Consider the following 18,226-nt stretch of genomic DNA (forward strand, 5'->3'; position numbering starts at 1 on the left):
CGGACTTTAACTTCTTGCCATACAATACGAATTTACAGACGAAGATATTGGCTAATCACTTGGCGAAGTGGTTTTAAATAACCTGTAAAGAAGTGGTTTGCCCCTGGAAAAATCGTAATGGGGTGTTTTTGCGGTTTTGCCCAAACAATTAAGTCACTGAGCAAGGTAATATCATCTTCTTCGCCATGTACAAATAACATATCACCTTGAATTTCAGGTGTTTGATAGTCACGTAAACCACGTACCATCGCTGTCGGTAAACCACATAACACCAACTGTTTTGGACGCTGTGCAACATCGAGTGCAGCATAACATTTGGCTAGCACATGCGCACCAAAGCTAAATCCACCTGCATAAAAATCAAGGTTCGGGTGCATCTCACGCAATTGTTGCAAGATTGCCAAAATATCGTCGGTTTCGCCAAAACCTTCTTCATGCAAGCCTTCTGTTTGTCCTGCGCCGCGGAAACTTGGACGGTACACAATACAGCCGCGCTCGGTCAAAATATTCGAGAGTAACATCGGGACTTTATGATGGGCTGTGCCGCCTTGTAGTGGATGCGGATGACAGACAATCGCAAAACTGCGAATTTCTCCCTGTGGTTGGTCAACAAAAACCTCAATTTTCCCAGCAGGACCTTGTAAAAAAATCGTTTCAGGCATAGAACTCAATGAGCTTAATTTTAAAGTAGGGGTCATGATTGTACCGATAAACGCCATCAGAAACACGGATTGGCGTTAGAAATAGGGGACTGATATAGTGGACAGAATATAGCAAAAATGAGGATGTCTATGCTGGCTTTAATTTCACCTGCGAAAACACTGGATTATGAAACTGCATTGCCAAACAGCAACTTTACTCAGCCACGTCTGCTTGATCAGTCTGAGCAGTTGATTGAGGTGTGTCGTGAATTGTCCGCATCGCAACTGGCAAGTTTAATGAGTGTCAGCGAAAAAATTGCACAGCTCAATGTCGCGCGTTTTCAGGATTGGCAAACCGAGTTTGATCTAGCCAATGCCCGCCAAGCCATTTTTGCATTTAAAGGTGATGTTTATACAGGTCTAGATGCCTATGTATTGAACGACCCACAACTGGATTTTGCCCAACAGCATTTACGTATGTTGTCAGGTTTGTATGGTTTGCTTCGTCCACTGGACTTGATGATGCCTTACCGTTTGGAAATGGGCACAAAACTGCACAATCCGCGTGGCAGCAACTTGTATGAATTTTGGGGCAAACGTATTACCAACCTGATCCAGCAAGATTTGCAGCAAGCCAACAGCAATATTTTGCTGAACCTTGCGTCGGATGAATATTATAAAGCGGTGAAAGAATCTGAGTTGGATGTGCAAATCGTCAAACCTGTATTCCTTGATCAGAAAAATGGCAAATATAAGGTAATTAGTTTCTATGCCAAAAAAGCCCGTGGTTTAATGGCACGTTTCGTGATTGAGCAGCAAATTCAACAGGTTGAAGATTTAAAAGCCTTTAATAGCGAAGGTTATTATTTTGATGCTGAAAACTCTAATGCCAAAGAGCTCGTATTTAAACGTGAAGAACAGGCAGCATAATGCTGACTTTTCAGCAGCAGTTTAGTCAGGCATGGCGAAAACTATTCGTACAGTTTTCGCCTGAGCACTGGTCATTGCAGCAACATGAGCAGTGCTTGGCAGAATTGCTGCAAGCTTATCAGGAACCACAGCGTGCTTATCATCAGCTTCAACATATCGTGGAATGTCTGGCGCTGTTTGAAAAAGTACAAAGTCAGATTGAGGATGGTTTAGCACTGCAACTGGCAATTTTCTTTCACGATGTGGTCTATCAGCCCCGTTCTGCAAGCAATGAACAGAACAGTGCCATGTGGATGCAACAACAACTGGTAGGCGCATTGCCCTAAACTCAGCTTGATAAGATTGCGACTTGGATTTTAGCGACACAGCAACATGCCACAGCACCTGAGTCAGATTTAGCCTATTTACTGGATATTGATTTGGCGATTTTAGGCAGCTCAGCTGTACGTTTTACCGAGTATCAACAGCAAATTCGGCAGGAATATATGTGGGTCGATGAACTGATTTATCAGGAAAAACGCACGCAAGTGCTGCGCCAGTTTTATCTGGCACAACCTTTGTATCAAACCCGATATTTTCAGCAGCACTATGAGCAGCAAGCCAAAACCAACTTGCTACAAACTTTAAATTGAGGTGAGCTAGTCCAGTGCTTTAAAAGCTTCGATGGCACGCACGCGACTGCTTTTCAGATCGACAATTGCTTTTGGATAGCCTAATCCAGCTTTATAGCCTTTGGCATAAGGCTCATGAATGTTTTTATCATCTAAAGATCGAAGTTCAGGCACCCAGCGACGAATATAATCCCCATTTGGGTCAAATTTTTCTGACTGACTAATTGGGTTGAAAATCCGAAAATACGGTGCTGCATCTGTGCCTGTCGATGCGCTCCATTGCCAACCACCATTATTGGCTGCCAAATCCCCATCAATCAGATGCTGCATAAACCATTGTTCGCCTTTACGCCAGTCAATCAGTAAATTCTTGGTGAGAAACATCGCGCAAATCATGCGTACCCGATTGTGCATCCAGCCTATCGCCAGTAATTGGCGCATACCTGCATCGACAATCGGGATGCCCGTTTTACCTTGTTGCCATGCGCTTAAACCTTCAGGATCATCACGCCATTGCAGTTGCTGGGTTTTAAGCTGAAAGGGCAGGTGCTTAGAGACTTGAGGGTAATCAAATAAGATGTGCTGATAAAACTCGCGCCAGAGTAATTCATCTAGCCAGGTCTGCTGTCCCTGATCAGTGAGTAAAAACTGCCCCTGCTGTGGGCGAAATAACGCCTGTACGCATTGGCGAATCGACAGAATTCCAATATTTAAATATGCTGAGAGTTGACTGGTGCCTGCTTGAGCAGGAAAGTCACGTTGTTGCTTGTAATCTGCCAGTACATCTTCTAAAAAATTATCCAGTTGCTGCTGTGCATGCAATTCACCAACATTCCAAAGTTGTTGCTGCTCAGAAGAAGTGGGGCTGTAACCCAGTTCATGCAGTTGAGGAATATTTTGTTCTTGTTCACTCAGCTCAAGTTGCAGAGGTATTTGAATGGCAATATTGGGATAGCAGGCAGGTAATTGCTGATTGAGCCGCTCGTAGCAGTTTTTCTTAAATGGCGTAAACACCTGATACGGCTGTCCTGACTGATTACGAATACTGCCCACAGGAAATAATGTGCGGTCTTGGTACAACTCCAGTTGAGCACCCGCTTGTGTCAAAAGGTCTTGACAGTGTTTATCACGTTGTAATTCATGCACACCGAATTCAACATTGGCATGGACTTTCTGAACTTGAAGACGCTCGCACAGTTTGAGTAACACAGAAGGAATATCTTGCCAAAGTGGCACAATCTGAACGATCAGCGGAATATTATAGTGTTGTAATTGTTGCTGTAACTGGCGTAATTGACGCAAATAAAAATCCAGTTTAATTGGCGCATCATCATGTAGTTGCCACTGCTTGGGAGACAAAATCGCGAGTGCGAGACATGAACCATTTTGACTACCATGCCATAAGGCGGCATGATCAGAAATCCGTAAATCTTGACGAAACCAAATCAGGGTAGGCATAAAATCAAATCAGTCTTAAGTACTTGATGAGTCAAAAATAGCATAAAAAAAGCAAAGCGCTAGGCTTTGCTTTTTAGATTTGCACTCGGCAAAACTTAGTGGTGGTGACCACCTGCACCGTGAACATGACCATGCTCAAGTTCTTGTGCAGTCGCATCACGCACTTCAACGATTTCAACTTGGAAAGTCAAGTCTTGACCAGCAAGTGGGAAGTTTGCATCAACGATGATTGTGTCACCTTCAACTGATTTAACAGTCACGATTTGTACGCCGTCATCAGTTTGAGCTTGGAACTGCATACCTGCTTCGATTTTCTCAACGCCTTGGAACATTTGCGCAGGAACTTCTTGTACGAGGTCTGGGTTGTATTCGCCATAACCTTCAGCAGCAGGAACGTTGACAGTTAATTTTTCGCCAACAGTTTTACCTTCAAGTGCTTTTTCTAAGCCAGGAATGATGTTGCCTGCACCGTGCAAATAGGCAAGTGGTTCGCCTTGAGACTGGTCAAGTGTTTCACCCTCAGCGTTTGTTAATGTGTAGTGGAATGAAACCACGTGGTTATTTGCAATAGCAGTCATGTTTGAAATCCATACAGAGTTTTAAAGTCACATCATAAAATGAAATCCTGAATTTGGGGAATGCAAATTCAGGATTTTTGATGATGTGCATTATTTTAAACGAATTTGGGGCTGATTTAAAAAATTCAAGCCTATTTTTCTTTCGATCTTACAACAGTATCTTCGCGGGAATCACTTTTTCTGCGAGGAAAGGGAGTAATTGGCATAACCAGTGCCAGAAGCGCTGGAAAATGCTGGCATATTCAAGCTGAACATGTGAAAGCACTGGAATATCTTCTAGCCATTGACCATTTTGGTACACCTTGAGCGTTGCGATGTGCACGTTCTGATTTAAAGGCGCGGTGAGTTGTTTCTGATTCAGGTTGACCTGAATCTGGGTTTTGGTCTCATTAATCGGTTCAATATTTTGCCCGTTATAGACTAAACGTCCGCTATTATTATTGAAGCTGCGCATGTCAATATTGATCGGCTGGTTGTACAAAGAAGTCGTCATAAACTGCGTGCTTTGCGGTACAACCTGATAGCTACGGATTTTCCCGTTCATGACAGGCAAGATCGCGATGGGTTGTTGTGCTTTAACCATCACTTCGTCACGGGTGTAACTATAAGCCAGATTCATTAAGCGATGTGCGACTTCGGCACGCATCACAGGACTGGTTGTTCCAAGTACCACCACAATCAAACGACGCTCTGGCATGTTCGGATTCATGGTTGGGCGTTTTGCAGTTAAAGCAAGGTTAAAACCTGCAGCACGGGTAAAACCCGTTTTTAAACCGTCCACAGTTGGATCTTGTTTGAGCAAGATATTGGTGGCGTGATGTGGATGACCATTCCATGAATAACTGGTCTGTTTAGAGTAACCCAAATAATCGGGAAACTGTTGAATCAGTGCATTGCCCAGTTTTGCCATATCTGCGGCAGAGGAATAATGCCCATCCATGGTAATTCCTGCAGGATTGGTAAAGTGGGTATCCGTCATGCCCAATGCTTTGGCTTCTTGGTTCATGCGTGCCACAAAATGTGGAAGATCACCACCAATCCGCTGTGCCAACGTCACAGCAGCATCATTGGCAGACATCACCACTAAACCCGTGAGCAATTGATCAACCGTGATTTTTTGTCCTGGGCGCAAGAACATTTGTGATTCATCAGGCTGAACGACATGCACCACGTCATTGGCAGTAATCACATCTGTCTTTTTGAGTTTGCCTGCCTTAATTTCTTGGAGCGTAATATAGGCCACCATCATTTTGGTTAATGAAGCAGGTGCACGCTGCGCATGGCTATTGTATTCAGCAATAGTTTGACCAGATTGAGGATCATAAATTGTCCATGCTGCGGCAGGTACAGATTCGGGATCAATATTCAAAATGGCTGCATGGGCAAAACCTGAGCACAATATACCTAGCCCTGCAAACCAAGAAATAAAACGTTTCAAAGGACAAATCCTGAGGAGATCAAAAGAAAGAGAAAGCTATCTTCCATGACAAAGATTAAAGCTAACTTGATTTACTTTATCTTCTGTATGGAATACTAGCAGTAGCGCATATTAGAGTAAAAAAATGCTAAGCTAAAGCCCTGCATAACCTGATTAAGATTAGAATTCCGACTTATGTTGCACTATCAAATAGAGTTTGACGATTACCAACAGCATCTCATTCATGTGACCTTACGTTTTGTTGCCAATCCGACCCAAGAGCTGTGGTTGCCGACATGGATTCCGGGCAGTTACCTGATTCGTGAATTTGCAAAACACATTGAATCTGTCAAAGCCTATGATGAGGCAGGGCGCGAGCTTAAAATCAGTAAATTTGAAAAGAATAAATGGCGTTTATTTAACACCGATCATGAGTTGATCACGGTTGAATATGATGTCTACGCGTATGATTTATCGGTACGCGGTAGTTATGTCGACCAGACCCGTTTTTATATCAATCCAGCGTGTGTGTGCTTAGGTCTCAAAGATCAAGAAGAAGCTGAATGTGAATTGGAAGTGTTCTTGCCCGATGAGTTTAAGCATTTTTCTGTAGCGACAGGCTTGGCATCAAAAAGCTTGGTGAAAGGGCGCTATACTTTAAAAGCTGACAACTATATGCAGCTTATCGATAGTCCATTTGAACTGGCGGATCAGACCCGTTTCAGTTTCGAGGCTGAAGGCATCCCGCATGAATTTGTGATTTCGGGTAAACATGCAACCAACGTTGAACGCTTACAGGCAGATATCCAAAAAATTTGCCAAACCGAAATTCAACTTTTTGGTTCTGCACCCTTTAAAAACTATGTGTTCATGACCATGGCTACAGGCAATAGTTATGGTGGGCTTGAGCATCCAAATAGTACCAGTCTGATTACCCCACGTGATGACCTGCCAAAAGCCAATGAACCACAAGAGCCATCGGAAGATTATCAACGTTTCCTCGGGCTTTGCAGTCATGAATATTTCCACTCATGGCTGGTGAAATATATTCGCCCTGAAAACTTTATGAATTATGATTTGCATAAAGAAAGCTACACTTCGTTGTTGTGGATTTTTGAAGGCTTTACTTCATATTACGATGATTTGATTTTGCTGCGCAGTGGTGTGATTTCACAAGCCTCTTATTTGAAATTACTTAAAACACAAATTGATCGTTATTTACAGAATCCAGGTCGTGAAGTGCAGTCTGTGGCTGAGTCGAGTTTCGATACTTGGATCAAATTCTATCGCCCAGATGAAAACAGCAATAATGCAGGAACCAGCTACTACAATAAAGGTTGCTTGGTTGCATTGTGTCTGGATTTAGGTTTGCGTTTACGTGGTTCAAGTTTGGATGCGTTAGTACGTAAACTGTATGAAAATGCGCAAAAAGGCATTCAAGTCAGCGAGCGTACCATTTTTGACTTGTGTGAAGAATTAACAGGTCACTCATGGTTAGAGCAAATCAACCATCTGATCTATACCACTGATGAATTACCACTGGATCAATTGTTCCCTGAGTTTGGGATCGAGTATCAAGTTAAAAATGACAAGACTCAGCCATTTGGTTTGAAAGTTGCCGATAAACCTGAGGGTGTGTTGATTCAACAGGCACGCCGTGATGGTGCAGGTGCAAAAGCTGGGTTGTCTGCCAATGACGTGATTGTAGCGATTGACGGCTTAAAAGCTTCTGAAAAACTGTTAGCGAAGTACGCCAAGCAGCAAGGTGAATTTGTGGTCCATGCCTTCCATCGTGATGAGTTGCTTCAGTTTACGGTAAATGCAGCTGAAACTGGATTGACCACAGTTGAGTTGAAAGTGGAAGATCAGGTAAAACTTGATGGTTGGTTGAACATTTAATTTGTCTGGATATTTAAGTTTATGTAAACCGATGCTCAGGCATCGGTTTTTTATTTGAATACCCCGATAAGTCGAATACCCATACGGACTAATCTGTAGTGGAATATCAGAGTGACCAATTGAATCATCAGCCACAAAAACAATGGGTACTGATACTGTACATTTTGCTGAAGTAACTCAGATTGTGTTTGAGTTTTTGTTGGCTAAAGTAGCTAAAGATGAGGTTTTTGTGGTCGAATGAATGACCCAATTTAAGTTTTTATATCGCTGACCAATATTAAATTAAAAAATATTGCGATACATTTTGTGCTTTAAAAGTTAAAATTAATGCGCTACAGTGAATCAAATTATTCGTGAACTCAGTAGAAAGTTGCATAATAATAGACGTAGATACGTGAAAAATCTTATAGTTATATCACTTATCAATCTGAATTTTTAAACAATCTTATTGAATATAGACACTGATGACCCAAAACAAGATTGGGTATTTTTTTTCGAAATGTCGTTATCACAAGATATATCGTTGACTGAAATGCCATGAGGGTCGATACTCTCAAGGTTTTTATTTAAGCACATTAGTGAGTAGAACTGGGCCACAAGCTCGGTTCTTGAAAAATCAATTTAACACAAGGGGCTATATATGGCTGGTGGAAAGTCAAACATCATTTACACACTGACTGACGAGGCGCCATTATTGGCGACCTATTCGCTACTGCCGATCATTGAAACCTTTACTAAGCCCGCAGGTATTCAGATTGTCAAAAGTGACATCTCTGTTGCTTCGCGTGTGCTCGCAGAATTTTCGGATTACCTAAGCGACGAACAGAAGGCACCTAACAACCTCGCAGAGCTAGGTCGTCTTACGCAAGATCCAGACACCAATATTATCAAACTTCCTAATATCAGTGCTTCAGTTGGTCAATTGATCTCATGTATCAAAGAACTTCAGTCTAAAGGCTATCCAATTCCTGATTATCCTGAGAACCCGACTACTGAAGATGAAAAAGCGATTAAGACTCGCTATGGTAAATGCCTTGGTTCTGCTGTAAACCCAGTATTACGTGAAGGTAACTCTGACCGTCGTGCACCTGCTGCGGTGAAAAACTACGCTAAAAAACACCCGCATTCGATGAGCGAGTGGAAACAGTGGTCACAAACCCACGTTTCACATATGGAACATGGCGATTTTTACCACGGTGAAAAGTCGATGACTCTTGATCGTGCGCGTAACGTGAAAATGGAATTGATCACAACAAGTGGTAAAACCATCGTACTTAAGCCAAAACTTGCGCTTCAAGATGGTGAAATCATTGATTCAATGTTCATGAGTAAAAAAGCACTTTGTGACTTCTACGAGAAACAACTCGAAGATTGTCGTGAAGCGGGCATCTTGTTCTCATTACACGTAAAAGCAACCATGATGAAAGTTTCACACCCGATCGTATTTGGTCACTGTGTGAAAATCTATTATAAAGATGCATTCGAGAAACATGGCAAACTATTTGATGAGTTGGGTATCAACGTCAATAACGGTATGTCAGTGCTTTACGAGAAAATCGAAAGCCTACCAGAATCACAACGTGATGAAATCATCCGTGACTTACATGCTTGTCAAGAACACCGTCCTGCGTTAGCGATGGTTGATTCAGCGAAGGGCATCACAAACTTCCATTCACCTAACGATATTATTGTTGATGCTTCTATGCCAGCGATGATCCGTGCGGGTGGTAAAATGTGGGGTGCCGATGGTAAGCAGTATGATGCTAAAGCGGTGATGCCAGAATCAACATTTGCTCGTATCTATCAAGAAATGATCAATTTCTGTAAGTGGAATGGCAACTTTGATCCGAAAACCATGGGTACTGTACCTAACGTTGGTTTGATGGCACAGCAAGCTGAAGAATACGGTTCACACGACAAAACTTTCGAGATTCCTGAAGCAGGTATTGCCAACATCACTGACCTTGAAACAGGCGAAGTGTTGATGTCACAAAATGTTGAAGAAGGCGATATCTGGCGTATGTGTCAGGTGAAAGACGCTCCGATTCGTGACTGGGTGAAACTTGCGGTAACTCGTGCACGTAACTCAGGCATGCCTGCGATCTTCTGGCTTGACCCTTACCGTCCACATGAAAATGAATTGATCAAGAAAGTACAAGAATACTTGAAAGAGTACGATACTTCAGGTCTCAATATTCAAATCATGTCTCAAGTACGTGCAATGCGTTATACGCTTGAACGTGTGGCGCGTGGTCTGGATACTATTTCTGTGACTGGTAACATTTTACGTGATTATCTAACAGACTTGTTCCCAATCATGGAGCTTGGTACTTCTGCGAAAATGTTGTCTATCGTTCCGCTTATGGCTGGCGGTGGTATGTATGAAACGGGTGCAGGTGGTTCAGCGCCTAAACACGTTCAGCAACTTGTCGAAGAAAACCACTTACGTTGGGATTCATTGGGTGAGTTCCTGGCTCTTGCAGCTTCTTTGGAAGAGATGGGCATTAAGGAAAGCAATGACCGTGTGAAGCTGCTTGCCAAGACATTGGATCAAGCGACTGGCAAGTTGCTCGACAGTGACAAGTCACCATCACGTCGTACAGGTGAGCTTGATAACCGTGGCAGCCACTTCTATCTATCGTTGTACTGGGCTGAGGCTCTTGCTGCACAAGACGAAGATGCTGAGTTGAAAGCTAAGTTTGCTCCACTTGCGAAGGCACTGGCTGAAAACGAAGAAAAAATTGTTGCTGAACTTGCTCAAGTACAAGGTAAACCTGCTGATATCGGTGGTTATTACGTGATTGATCAAGCTAAGGTAAATGCTGTAATGCGTCCAAGCACGACGTTCAACACATTACTTGCAGCTGTTTAAGTGAAATACAAAGTCGGCAATTAGGTCGATGATGTGAAAAAAAGCCGATGCAAATGCATCGGCTTTTTTGTTTTGTAATAAATATAAAATTGATGTAAAACGTTTACTTATAATTTTTTTAAAAAAAAGATGATGAAACTAGGAATAAAGCAATTAAAAGAGTTGGCTAAGTTAGCTGATAAATTCTTATTAGATGAGAATAGAAAAAATGAGTTAATAGAGTTTTTTAACATTCAAATTGAAACTTTATTCATATTTGAGAATGATTTTTGTAAGGGGTATTTTTATTACATTTTAGGAAACTGTAGTTCCGTAATTTACAGATATCAGAGTGAAAATTGGCACTCGCAGGATTTGATTAATACGGTTAATCTATATCAAAAAGCAGTCTATTTTTTAAGAAAAGAAAAAAATGTAACATTTTTGCTTTCATTTGCATTAACAAATCTAGGTAATTTTTTATCATCACAAGGCCGTTACTTTTGTGCACAACATTATTGGGACGATGCAATTAAAATTGATGAAAACCCTGTTGCTGTAATTGCTAAAGCAACCAATATTCTTTTTAGAACAGAGCAATTATATGATGATTCTAATAAGGAGGTTTATTATTTCTTTGCTAATCAGTTAATAACTCAAGCCTATAAAAAAATTGACTTTTTAGAACGAGAGCAAAAAATACCACTTCAACAAGGTCATCTATTGTATGTTTTTCATCAATGGTATGGAGAGAACTTTAAAGAAAATGAATTTGACTATTTAAAAGAATATAAACAAAAAACAAGTACAAAAACTGAATATCGTTATTTAAATTGGGTTGCCAAGAATAAACTATTTCTGAATAACCTAAATGACCTTTTGAATGAGGAAATAGTTTTTCAAGACACTTTAGAACTTTCATCAATGAGTTACGAGATTAATACTTCATTGAGTTTAAAAGAATCATTGGTATTCTATTCAAATTTTGATGAGTTACTGAATGAGTTCACCTATGCTAGGTTTTTAATCTTTCAATCATCTGAAATAAAGGTAGACTCTGAGCATTTTTACAATAAAACATACTTTCATGTTTACGATACATTACATGCTATAGATAATTTAAAAACTTCGCATATGAAATCTGCATTTAGAATTCTATATTCAATTTTTGATAAGATTTCATATTTTATTGCAAAGTATTTTAATTTATCTATTACAGATTATGAAATTAGCTTTAAATGGATATTGTATGAAGGAAGGTTAGATAAAATACGAAATAGATTCTTTGAATCCGAGAATTATTTCTTACATGCTTTATTTTATATATTAAAAGAGGTTGAGGTTGAACCTAAAAGGAAAAACAAAGACTCTATTGAAAACATGAATAAGATCGAAAATCTATCAAATCTGGAAAAACATCGATTAGCGAAAATTAGAAATCATTTGGAGCACAGGTCTTTTCGGATTGTTGATGATTTTGGATATAAATTAAATACAAAATATAATTCTAGCGAAGTGTTTAGTTATCAAGAATTATTAGTAAGAAAAGATGAATTAGAGAAAAATAATCTTCAAAGTTCTGATGAATATATTGAAGTTATAAATAATTTAAAGGAAAAAGAGATTAAATCTAAATATATTCTGGAAATGCCTCTTTCGGAATTTGAAGAAAGTTTAATGCACTTAACAAGACTTGCTAGAAACTCTTTGATGTATTTATCTTTGCTTGTACAGTATGAAGAAAAAAATAAGCCTAGGGATGGCAAACTCGTTTTAGAAAGAGAAGTCCCTTTAAAGTAAAAGCCCACTTTCGTGAGCTTTAAAAACTTAAATCTTAACGGCTATTACGGCTACGACCGCGCGGAGCTTTGGTATTTGGGCGAGTTGTACCATTGGTTTTACGACGTGGTTTTTCACTTTCATCCATCTGCCAAATGCGTTTGGTTCCTGTTTTTTTCTTTTCGCCTTCTTTCTTTTTCTGGTGCATTGGCTTGCCACCTGTACCACCTGACTTTTTCACGTATGAGCGCGACTGATATGGTCGTTCTTCTGGAACATCCCTAAAGTCAGGATACAGCAACGGCTCAATTTCTTTAGTTTCACCTGGTTGTAAACCGAGTTGAACCAAATCGATTGAACCGATTTTGGTGCGAATCAGACGTAAAGTCGGAAAGCCAACAGCAGAGGTCATGCGGCGCACTTGGCGGTTACGACCTTCACAAATTGAGATTTCAACCCAAGAGGTAGGAATATTTGCACGGTAACGTACAGGCGGGTTGCGTTCCCATAACCATTCTGGCTCTGAAACTTTAATGGCTTTGGCAGGGAGTGTCATGCCATCATTGAGCTCAATTCCTTGACGTAATTTTTCAAGAGCTTCTTCAGAAATGTCACCATCTACCTGAACTAAATACGTTTTGTATTTTTTATTTGCAGGATTTGTAATGAACTGATTGAGACCACCGTGATCAGTTAAAAAAACCAAACCTTCAGAGTCCATATCAAGACGACCAGCCAAACGTAAAGTTGGATCATCTACAAAGTCAGACATCGTCATGTGTGCTTCGTCTTTACGAAATTGGGAGAGGACGTCATAGGGCTTGTTCAGGATGACGATTTTCATAAAAAATGACTTCTTCTTTCAGATAACCACAGGAAACATTGAGTTTTATTTGAGCGAGAAATATTGTTATTTCTCATATAAATCTCAAAAATGATTTAATTCAATTAATCTATTATGCGATAAGAAAACAGGAAAGTATTGTCTATCGGCAATTATTTTTTTAATTTGCTAATTATAATAAAAGGGAGAACCGATACAATGGGTTATCAGAAGATCGTAGTGCCTGCAGATGGCAGCAAAATTAGTGTAAACGCAGATTTGTCACTCAATGTTCCCAACCAGCCAATTATTCCGTTTATTGAAGGTGATGGTATTGGTGTGGATATTACACCTGCGATGCGAGCTGTTGTCGATGCAGCAGTACAAAAAGCATATGGTGGCAAACGATCTATCGAATGGATGGAAGTCTACTGCGGTGAAAAAGCAGATAAAATTTATGGCACATATATGCCAGAAGAAACTTTTGAGGCTCTTCGCGAATTTGTAGTATCTATCAAAGGTCCACTCACAACACCCGTCGGCGATGGTATTCGGTCATTAAATGTCGCCTTACGTCAAGAATTAGACCTTTATGTATGTGTGCGCCCAGTGCGTTGGTTTGAAGGTGTGCCTTCACCTGTTCAGCATCCTGAACTCACCGACATGGTGATCTTCCGTGAAAATTCAGAAGATATTTATGCGGGGATTGAATGGAAAGCGGATTCTGAAGAAGCGAAAAAAGTGATCAAATTTCTTCAAGAAGAAATGGGTGTGAAGAAAATCCGTTTTCCTGAAGATTGTGGTATAGGGATTAAGCCTGTATCTAAACAGGGTACTCAACGTTTGGTTCGTAAAGCAATTCAGTTTGCAATTGACAATGATAAGCCAAGTGTAACGTTAGTGCATAAAGGCAATATCATGAAGTACACTGAAGGCGCGTTCAAAGAATGGGGTTACGAGCTTGCTGTAGAGCGCTTTGGTGGCGAGTTGATTGATGGTGGCCCTTGGGTGAAAATTAAAAACCCTAAAAATGGCAAAGACATCATCATTAAAGATGTAATTGCAGATGCATTTTTGCAACAAATTTTAATGCGCCCTGCGGACTACTCGGTGATTGCGACATTGAACCTGAACGGTGATTATATCTCTGATGCACTTGCTGCTGAAGTCGGTGGTATTGGGATCGCACCAGGTGCAAATATTGGTGGTGCAATTTCAGTTTATGAGGCAACTCATGGCACTGCGCCTAAATATGCGGGTCAGGACAAAGTTAACCCAGGCTCAATCATTCTTTCCGCTGAAATGATGCTGCGTGATATGGGCTGGGTTGAGGCTGCTGACCTGATCATTAAAGGTATTTCAGGTGCTATTGCGGCTAAAACGGTCACTTATGACTTTGAGCGTTTAATGCCAGGCGCTACACTTCTTCGTTGTTCTGAATTTGGTCAGGCGATTATTGAAAACATGGGCGAATAATCCCAGATGATTTGCTGCAAAAAGACCTCGCTATACGCGAGGTTTTTTATATTTAAGGTGATTTTGGTCGATCTTGTACGCTGACTTCTTCTCCAATCAAATAGAAGTTACCACCTGCAACATGATGCAGGCTACGCCACTCAGGATCAGCGTCTTGAAAATGCCAATGCCCATCGCGGAAAATTCGGTCATCTGCCCATGCACTGACCACTTCACCAATAAACAAATCATGTGCTTGTTGATTGTGTGGTTCAGGAATCAATTTACAAACTAGCCATGCTGAACAGCCCGCAACTAAAGGCTGCTCTGAATCTTCTAAGTAAAATAGCTTCACACCGCTTTGTTCTAGTTTATTAGGCATGTCATGCAGGCTGGTTGTACCAAGTTGATAAACCAAATCAATTTGTTTGTAGGTAGGAACTTGTAAAACAAAATAACCTGATTGCTCAATAATCTGACGGGTCATGGTACTTTTATCGAGAACCACAGTCACTTTTGCGGGTTTAAATTCTAGTGCGCATGCCCATGCAGCCGTCATGACATCACGTTGTTGCTGATGCTGTGCAGAGACTAAGACCGTTGCACCATGCGTCAGTAAGCGATATGCCTTTTCAAGCGGGACATTTTTAAAATGTGAGTTGGGAAAATAATTCATAAAGTGACAATCGTATAGGATTCGGTTAAAAAAGAAATGAACTCAATCACAGTAAAAGATTCTGCGGTTCATTAATAAATTAATTCTACCTAGAGAATGTAAAACAATGAAAATTTATCAAGTGGATGCCTTTAGTCAAAAATTATTTCAAGGCAACCCTGCGGCAGTGATTGTACAAGATGAATGGTTGTCAGATGAGGTAATGCAAAATATCGCACTTGAAAATAATTTATCTGAAACGGCATTTGTAAAACGAATTGATGATACTCATTATGCGATTCGCTGGTTTACACCTACGGCTGAGGTAGCATTTTGTGGTCATGCAACATTGGCAAGTGCTTTTATCCTGTTTCGTGAATACACAAAAGCCACAGAGATTGAGTTTGAAGTCAAAAACTTGGGAACATTTTATGTATCTCAAAGCATAGATGGCAAAATCAATATGAATTTTCCGATTCGTAAACCTGAATATTTGGAAGAATACCCAGAAATTTTAAATGAAGCGCTAAATAAGCCCATTCAAGCTGTCTATGTTAATTCACAGGCGTATGTCATTGAGTTGGAGTCTGCACAAGATGTACTCGACTTGGAGGTCGATTTTTTAAAGCTCAAAGCATTAGGCCGTATACATGCTGTGATGAAAGCACCGAGTTTGGATGTTGCGGTGACAGCAAGTTATGTGGGCGAATCTACCTATGACTGTATTTCGCGTTATTTTGCGCCAGAGATCGGGATTGATGAGGATCCTGTTACAGGTTCGATTCATACGGCAATTGTACCGCTATGGGCAGAAAAACTGGGTAAAACCGAATTGGTTGCGTATCAGGCATCGGCACGTGGGGGAGAGTTATTTTGTCGAATCTTGAATGATGAGCGTATGGAAGTTTCAGGATATGCCAAGCTCTATATGATTGGTGAGCTGTTTGTTTAAACACGCACAAAATAAGGAATAGCAGTCAAGATGCAACCGATACTGACAATGGCAAGGTTGCTATCAAAAAAATAAGGATAAACCATTAAGCTTAAGCCGCAGATGAAAGGTACACTGTGCTTTTGCTTTTTTCCGTAAATAAAATAGCCTAACCCGATTGAGCCAAAAATGACCCCAAGAAAAAGTTGTGTTGCATTCATGGTATTCGTTGGTTTGTAAATTTCTGTTTATAGTATGCTGAATTCTATAAGATGAAAAATTAATTTTGAGGAAGAAAAGGTGTCTGCAATTTTACCTGTTGCCCAGCGTGGAGAAGCTATTTTAACGCTTGAAGCGGCTGCCGTTGCACAAGATGAATTAAATAGTGACTGGCTTAAGCAATTAGCACTTGCGATGCAGGCAACCATGTTGGCGCGAAATGGTGTGGGGATTGCTGCACCGCAAGTCTATATCTCGAAAAGGGTGATTATTGTGGCGTCACGCTCCAATCCACGCTATCCAGATGCGCCAGACATGTCAGCAGTCACCATGATTAATCCTGAGATTATTGAATACTCAACAGAAACCTGTTTTGGTGAAGAGGGTTGTCTGAGTGTGCCTGAGCAGCGAGGGCAGGTGGAGCGCGCTTATGCGGTTAAAGTACGTTATTTAACGCTACAGGGTGAGCAGGTTGAACAATTTTATGAAGGTTTTCCTGCACGTATTGTGCAACATGAAATTGATCATCTAAACGGAATCTTATTTGTAGAGCGACTTTAAGTCGCTTTTTTTATATGGATAGACACGAAGCTCTAAATTTTAGGCATAAAAAAACCAGCTTACGCTGGGTTTTTTACTGGCACCATTTTAACAGTCTTAAAATGGTGCCCGGGGCCGGACTCGAACCGGCACGCTTTGTGGGCGGGGGATTTTAAATCCCCTGTGTCTACCTATTTCACCACCCGGGCTTTACCAAGATTGGAGGCGGAGGTCGGAATCGAACCGGCGTCCACGGAGTTGCAGTCCGCTGCATGACCACTCTGCCACCCCGCCTTGTCTTGGTGATGCACATATTAGCAACCTTTGAAAAAAAAACAATAGGTAATTCAGAGGATATGCACATAAAATCAACATCTAAAATAAAATTGGGCAAATTATCATGTATTATTTGCGGAATTGATTGATATCGGCCTGTGGAGACGTATTGTGGCATTGGTATTAGATGGTAAAGCGTTAGCAAAGCAAATTGAGGCAGATTTATCTGCACGTGTTGGAGTATTAAAGCAAAAATCTGGTCGTACTCCGATTTTGGCAACAATTTTGGTGGGGGATGATGGCGCATCGGCAACGTATGTTCGCATGAAAGGTAATGCCTGCCGCCGCGTGGGTATGGATTCAGTTAAAATTGAATTGCCACAAGAAACCACAACTGAACAGTTGTTGGCTGAAATTGAAAAATTAAATGCCAATCCTGACGTGCATGGTATTTTGTTGCAGCATCCTGTACCTGCACAAATTGATGAGCGTGCATGTTTTGATGCAATTAGCCTTGCAAAAGATGTTGATGGTGTCACTTGCCTTGGTTTTGGCCGTATGGCAATGGGCGAAGCTGCTTATGGTTCGGCAACACCAGCCGGCATCATGACGATTTTGCAAGCAAACAACATCGAAATCGCAGGTAAACATGCCGTTGTCGTAGGTCGTTCTGCAATTTTGGGTAAACCAATGGCGATGATGTTACTTCAAGCCAATGCAACCGTGACCATTTGCCATTCACGTACCCAAAACTTGGCTGATCTTGTGAAACAAGCAGACATCGTTGTTGGTGCAGTTGGTAAAGCTGAATTGATTCAAAAAGACTGGATCAAGCAAGGCGCTGTTGTGGTTGATGCTGGTTTCCATCCACGTGATGGCGGCGGCGTTGGTGATATCCAGTTGCAAGGTATTGAAGAAATTGCTTCTGCTTACACACCAGTTCCGGGTGGTGTTGGCCCAATGACGATTACCACTTTGATTCGTCAAACGGTTGAAGCTGCTGAAAAAGCTTTAGGTTAATTTTATTTATTGAAGTTAGACTGTTATTTGATACACGTAACCGTCATCCGCAATTGTTCGAGGCATGATTACATTAAAAATTTAATGTTTCTGCGATGCTTTCGATTGTAGGTAGTATTTGTCGAGTTTTGCGGATGACAATG

15 protein-coding genes, 2 tRNA genes and 2 pseudogenes are annotated in these 18,226 nt (G+C 40.9%); 9 read left to right on the plus strand and 10 right to left on the minus strand.

All coding sequences use genetic code 11. The features are described 5' to 3' along the window. Positions 1 to 32: 32 nt before the first annotated feature. Complete coding sequence (locus tag ACX1N5_RS06480; RefSeq protein ID WP_458800966.1) at positions 33 to 662, minus strand: alpha/beta hydrolase; 630 nt, start codon at positions 660 to 662, stop codon at positions 33 to 35. A 129-nt stretch (positions 663 to 791) separates the two neighbouring features. Between ACX1N5_RS06480 and yaaA the strand changes: the two genes are divergently transcribed. Next, entirely contained in the window at positions 792 to 1,571 is a 780-nt protein-coding gene (gene yaaA, locus ACX1N5_RS06485) for a peroxide stress protein YaaA (RefSeq protein ID WP_458800968.1), read from the plus strand. Next, a pseudogene (locus ACX1N5_RS06490) lies at positions 1,571 to 2,203 on the plus strand (HD domain-containing protein). Before yaaA ends, ACX1N5_RS06490 begins: the two are co-directional and overlap by 1 nt. Before the next feature lie 6 nt (positions 2,204 to 2,209). On the opposite strand, the gene phrB reads toward ACX1N5_RS06490, so the two are convergent. The 3 genes from phrB to ACX1N5_RS06505 form a co-directional block, all read right to left on the minus strand. Continuing rightward, complete coding sequence (gene phrB / locus ACX1N5_RS06495; RefSeq protein WP_458800970.1) at positions 2,210 to 3,640, minus strand: deoxyribodipyrimidine photo-lyase; 1,431 nt, start codon at positions 3,638 to 3,640, stop codon at positions 2,210 to 2,212. Positions 3,641 to 3,735: 95 nt separating this feature from the next. Further along, positions 3,736 to 4,218, minus strand: a complete 483-nt coding sequence (locus ACX1N5_RS06500; protein WP_004751235.1) for an FKBP-type peptidyl-prolyl cis-trans isomerase — start codon at positions 4,216 to 4,218, stop codon at positions 3,736 to 3,738. 148 nt (positions 4,219 to 4,366) lie between these two features. After that, positions 4,367 to 5,656: a D-alanyl-D-alanine carboxypeptidase family protein gene (locus ACX1N5_RS06505; RefSeq protein ID WP_458800972.1), complete on the minus strand. Its 1,290-nt coding sequence runs from the start codon at positions 5,654 to 5,656 to the stop codon at positions 4,367 to 4,369. Positions 5,657 to 5,830: 174 nt separating this feature from the next. Here ACX1N5_RS06505 and ACX1N5_RS06510 point away from each other — a divergent pair, with 174 nt between their 5' ends. Beyond that, complete coding sequence (locus tag ACX1N5_RS06510; protein ID WP_458800974.1) at positions 5,831 to 7,534, plus strand: M61 family metallopeptidase; 1,704 nt, start codon at positions 5,831 to 5,833, stop codon at positions 7,532 to 7,534. 60 nt (positions 7,535 to 7,594) lie between these two features. Here ACX1N5_RS06510 and ACX1N5_RS06515 read toward each other — a convergent pair. Continuing rightward, positions 7,595 to 7,684 (minus strand): annotated as a pseudogene (locus ACX1N5_RS06515) (hydroxyisourate hydrolase); the annotation flags it as partial. 490 nt (positions 7,685 to 8,174) lie between these two features. Here ACX1N5_RS06515 and ACX1N5_RS06520 point away from each other — a divergent pair. Together ACX1N5_RS06520 and ACX1N5_RS06525 are read left to right on the plus strand one after the other, a co-directional pair. Further along, positions 8,175 to 10,406, plus strand: a complete 2,232-nt coding sequence (locus ACX1N5_RS06520) for an NADP-dependent isocitrate dehydrogenase (RefSeq protein WP_131380157.1) — start codon at positions 8,175 to 8,177, stop codon at positions 10,404 to 10,406. 129 nt (positions 10,407 to 10,535) lie between these two features. Beyond that, positions 10,536 to 12,185, plus strand: a complete 1,650-nt coding sequence (locus ACX1N5_RS06525) for an LA2681 family HEPN domain-containing protein (RefSeq protein ID WP_458800976.1) — start codon at positions 10,536 to 10,538, stop codon at positions 12,183 to 12,185. Positions 12,186 to 12,219: 34 nt separating this feature from the next. On the opposite strand, the gene ACX1N5_RS06530 is transcribed toward ACX1N5_RS06525, so the two are convergent. Beyond that, the gene (locus ACX1N5_RS06530; RefSeq protein WP_458800978.1) at positions 12,220 to 13,008 is read right to left on the minus strand and encodes an rRNA large subunit pseudouridine synthase E; all 789 of its coding nucleotides are present in this window, start codon (positions 13,006 to 13,008) and stop codon (positions 12,220 to 12,222) included. Positions 13,009 to 13,206: 198 nt separating this feature from the next. Here ACX1N5_RS06530 and icd point away from each other — a divergent pair, with 198 nt between their 5' ends. Next, positions 13,207 to 14,463, plus strand: a complete 1,257-nt coding sequence (icd, locus tag ACX1N5_RS06535) for an NADP-dependent isocitrate dehydrogenase (protein WP_458800980.1) — start codon at positions 13,207 to 13,209, stop codon at positions 14,461 to 14,463. Positions 14,464 to 14,515: 52 nt separating this feature from the next. Here icd and ACX1N5_RS06540 read toward each other — a convergent pair whose 3' ends face one another. Further along, positions 14,516 to 15,118, minus strand: coding sequence for a flavin reductase family protein (locus ACX1N5_RS06540; protein WP_458800982.1), 603 nt, complete (start codon positions 15,116 to 15,118; stop codon positions 14,516 to 14,518). A 106-nt stretch (positions 15,119 to 15,224) separates the two neighbouring features. Here ACX1N5_RS06540 and ACX1N5_RS06545 point away from each other — a divergent pair, with 106 nt between their 5' ends. After that, positions 15,225 to 16,049: a PhzF family phenazine biosynthesis protein gene (locus ACX1N5_RS06545; protein WP_458800984.1), complete on the plus strand. Its 825-nt coding sequence runs from the start codon at positions 15,225 to 15,227 to the stop codon at positions 16,047 to 16,049. Here the strand turns inward: ACX1N5_RS06545 and ACX1N5_RS06550 are convergent. Beyond that, a complete protein-coding gene (locus tag ACX1N5_RS06550) occupies positions 16,046 to 16,249 on the minus strand; it encodes an amino acid transport protein (protein ID WP_458800986.1) in 204 nt (67 codons plus the stop codon). The two genes, ACX1N5_RS06545 and ACX1N5_RS06550, sit on opposite strands and share 4 nt — an antisense overlap. A gap of 79 nt (positions 16,250 to 16,328) precedes the next feature. Here ACX1N5_RS06550 and def point away from each other — a divergent pair, with 79 nt between their 5' ends. Then, positions 16,329 to 16,808 carry a peptide deformylase gene (def, locus tag ACX1N5_RS06555; RefSeq protein ID WP_131380143.1) on the plus strand — a complete coding sequence of 160 codons (480 nt, stop codon included), beginning with the start codon at positions 16,329 to 16,331 and terminating at the stop codon, positions 16,806 to 16,808. Positions 16,809 to 16,910: 102 nt separating this feature from the next. Here def and ACX1N5_RS06560 read toward each other — a convergent pair. Both ACX1N5_RS06560 and ACX1N5_RS06565 read right to left on the minus strand, forming a co-directional pair. Next, a tRNA-Leu gene (locus tag ACX1N5_RS06560) sits at positions 16,911 to 16,996 on the minus strand. Positions 16,997 to 17,007: 11 nt separating this feature from the next. Next, positions 17,008 to 17,081: transfer RNA gene (locus ACX1N5_RS06565), tRNA-Cys, on the minus strand. Positions 17,082 to 17,234: 153 nt separating this feature from the next. On the opposite strand from ACX1N5_RS06565, the gene folD reads away from it, so the two are divergent. Further along, on the plus strand, positions 17,235 to 18,083 hold the full coding sequence (gene folD, locus ACX1N5_RS06570) for a bifunctional methylenetetrahydrofolate dehydrogenase/methenyltetrahydrofolate cyclohydrolase FolD (protein WP_458800988.1): 849 nt from the start codon (positions 17,235 to 17,237) through the stop codon (positions 18,081 to 18,083). The last annotated feature ends 143 nt before the right edge of the window (positions 18,084 to 18,226 follow it).

Source organism: Acinetobacter sp. ANC 4636 (assembly GCF_054454555.1).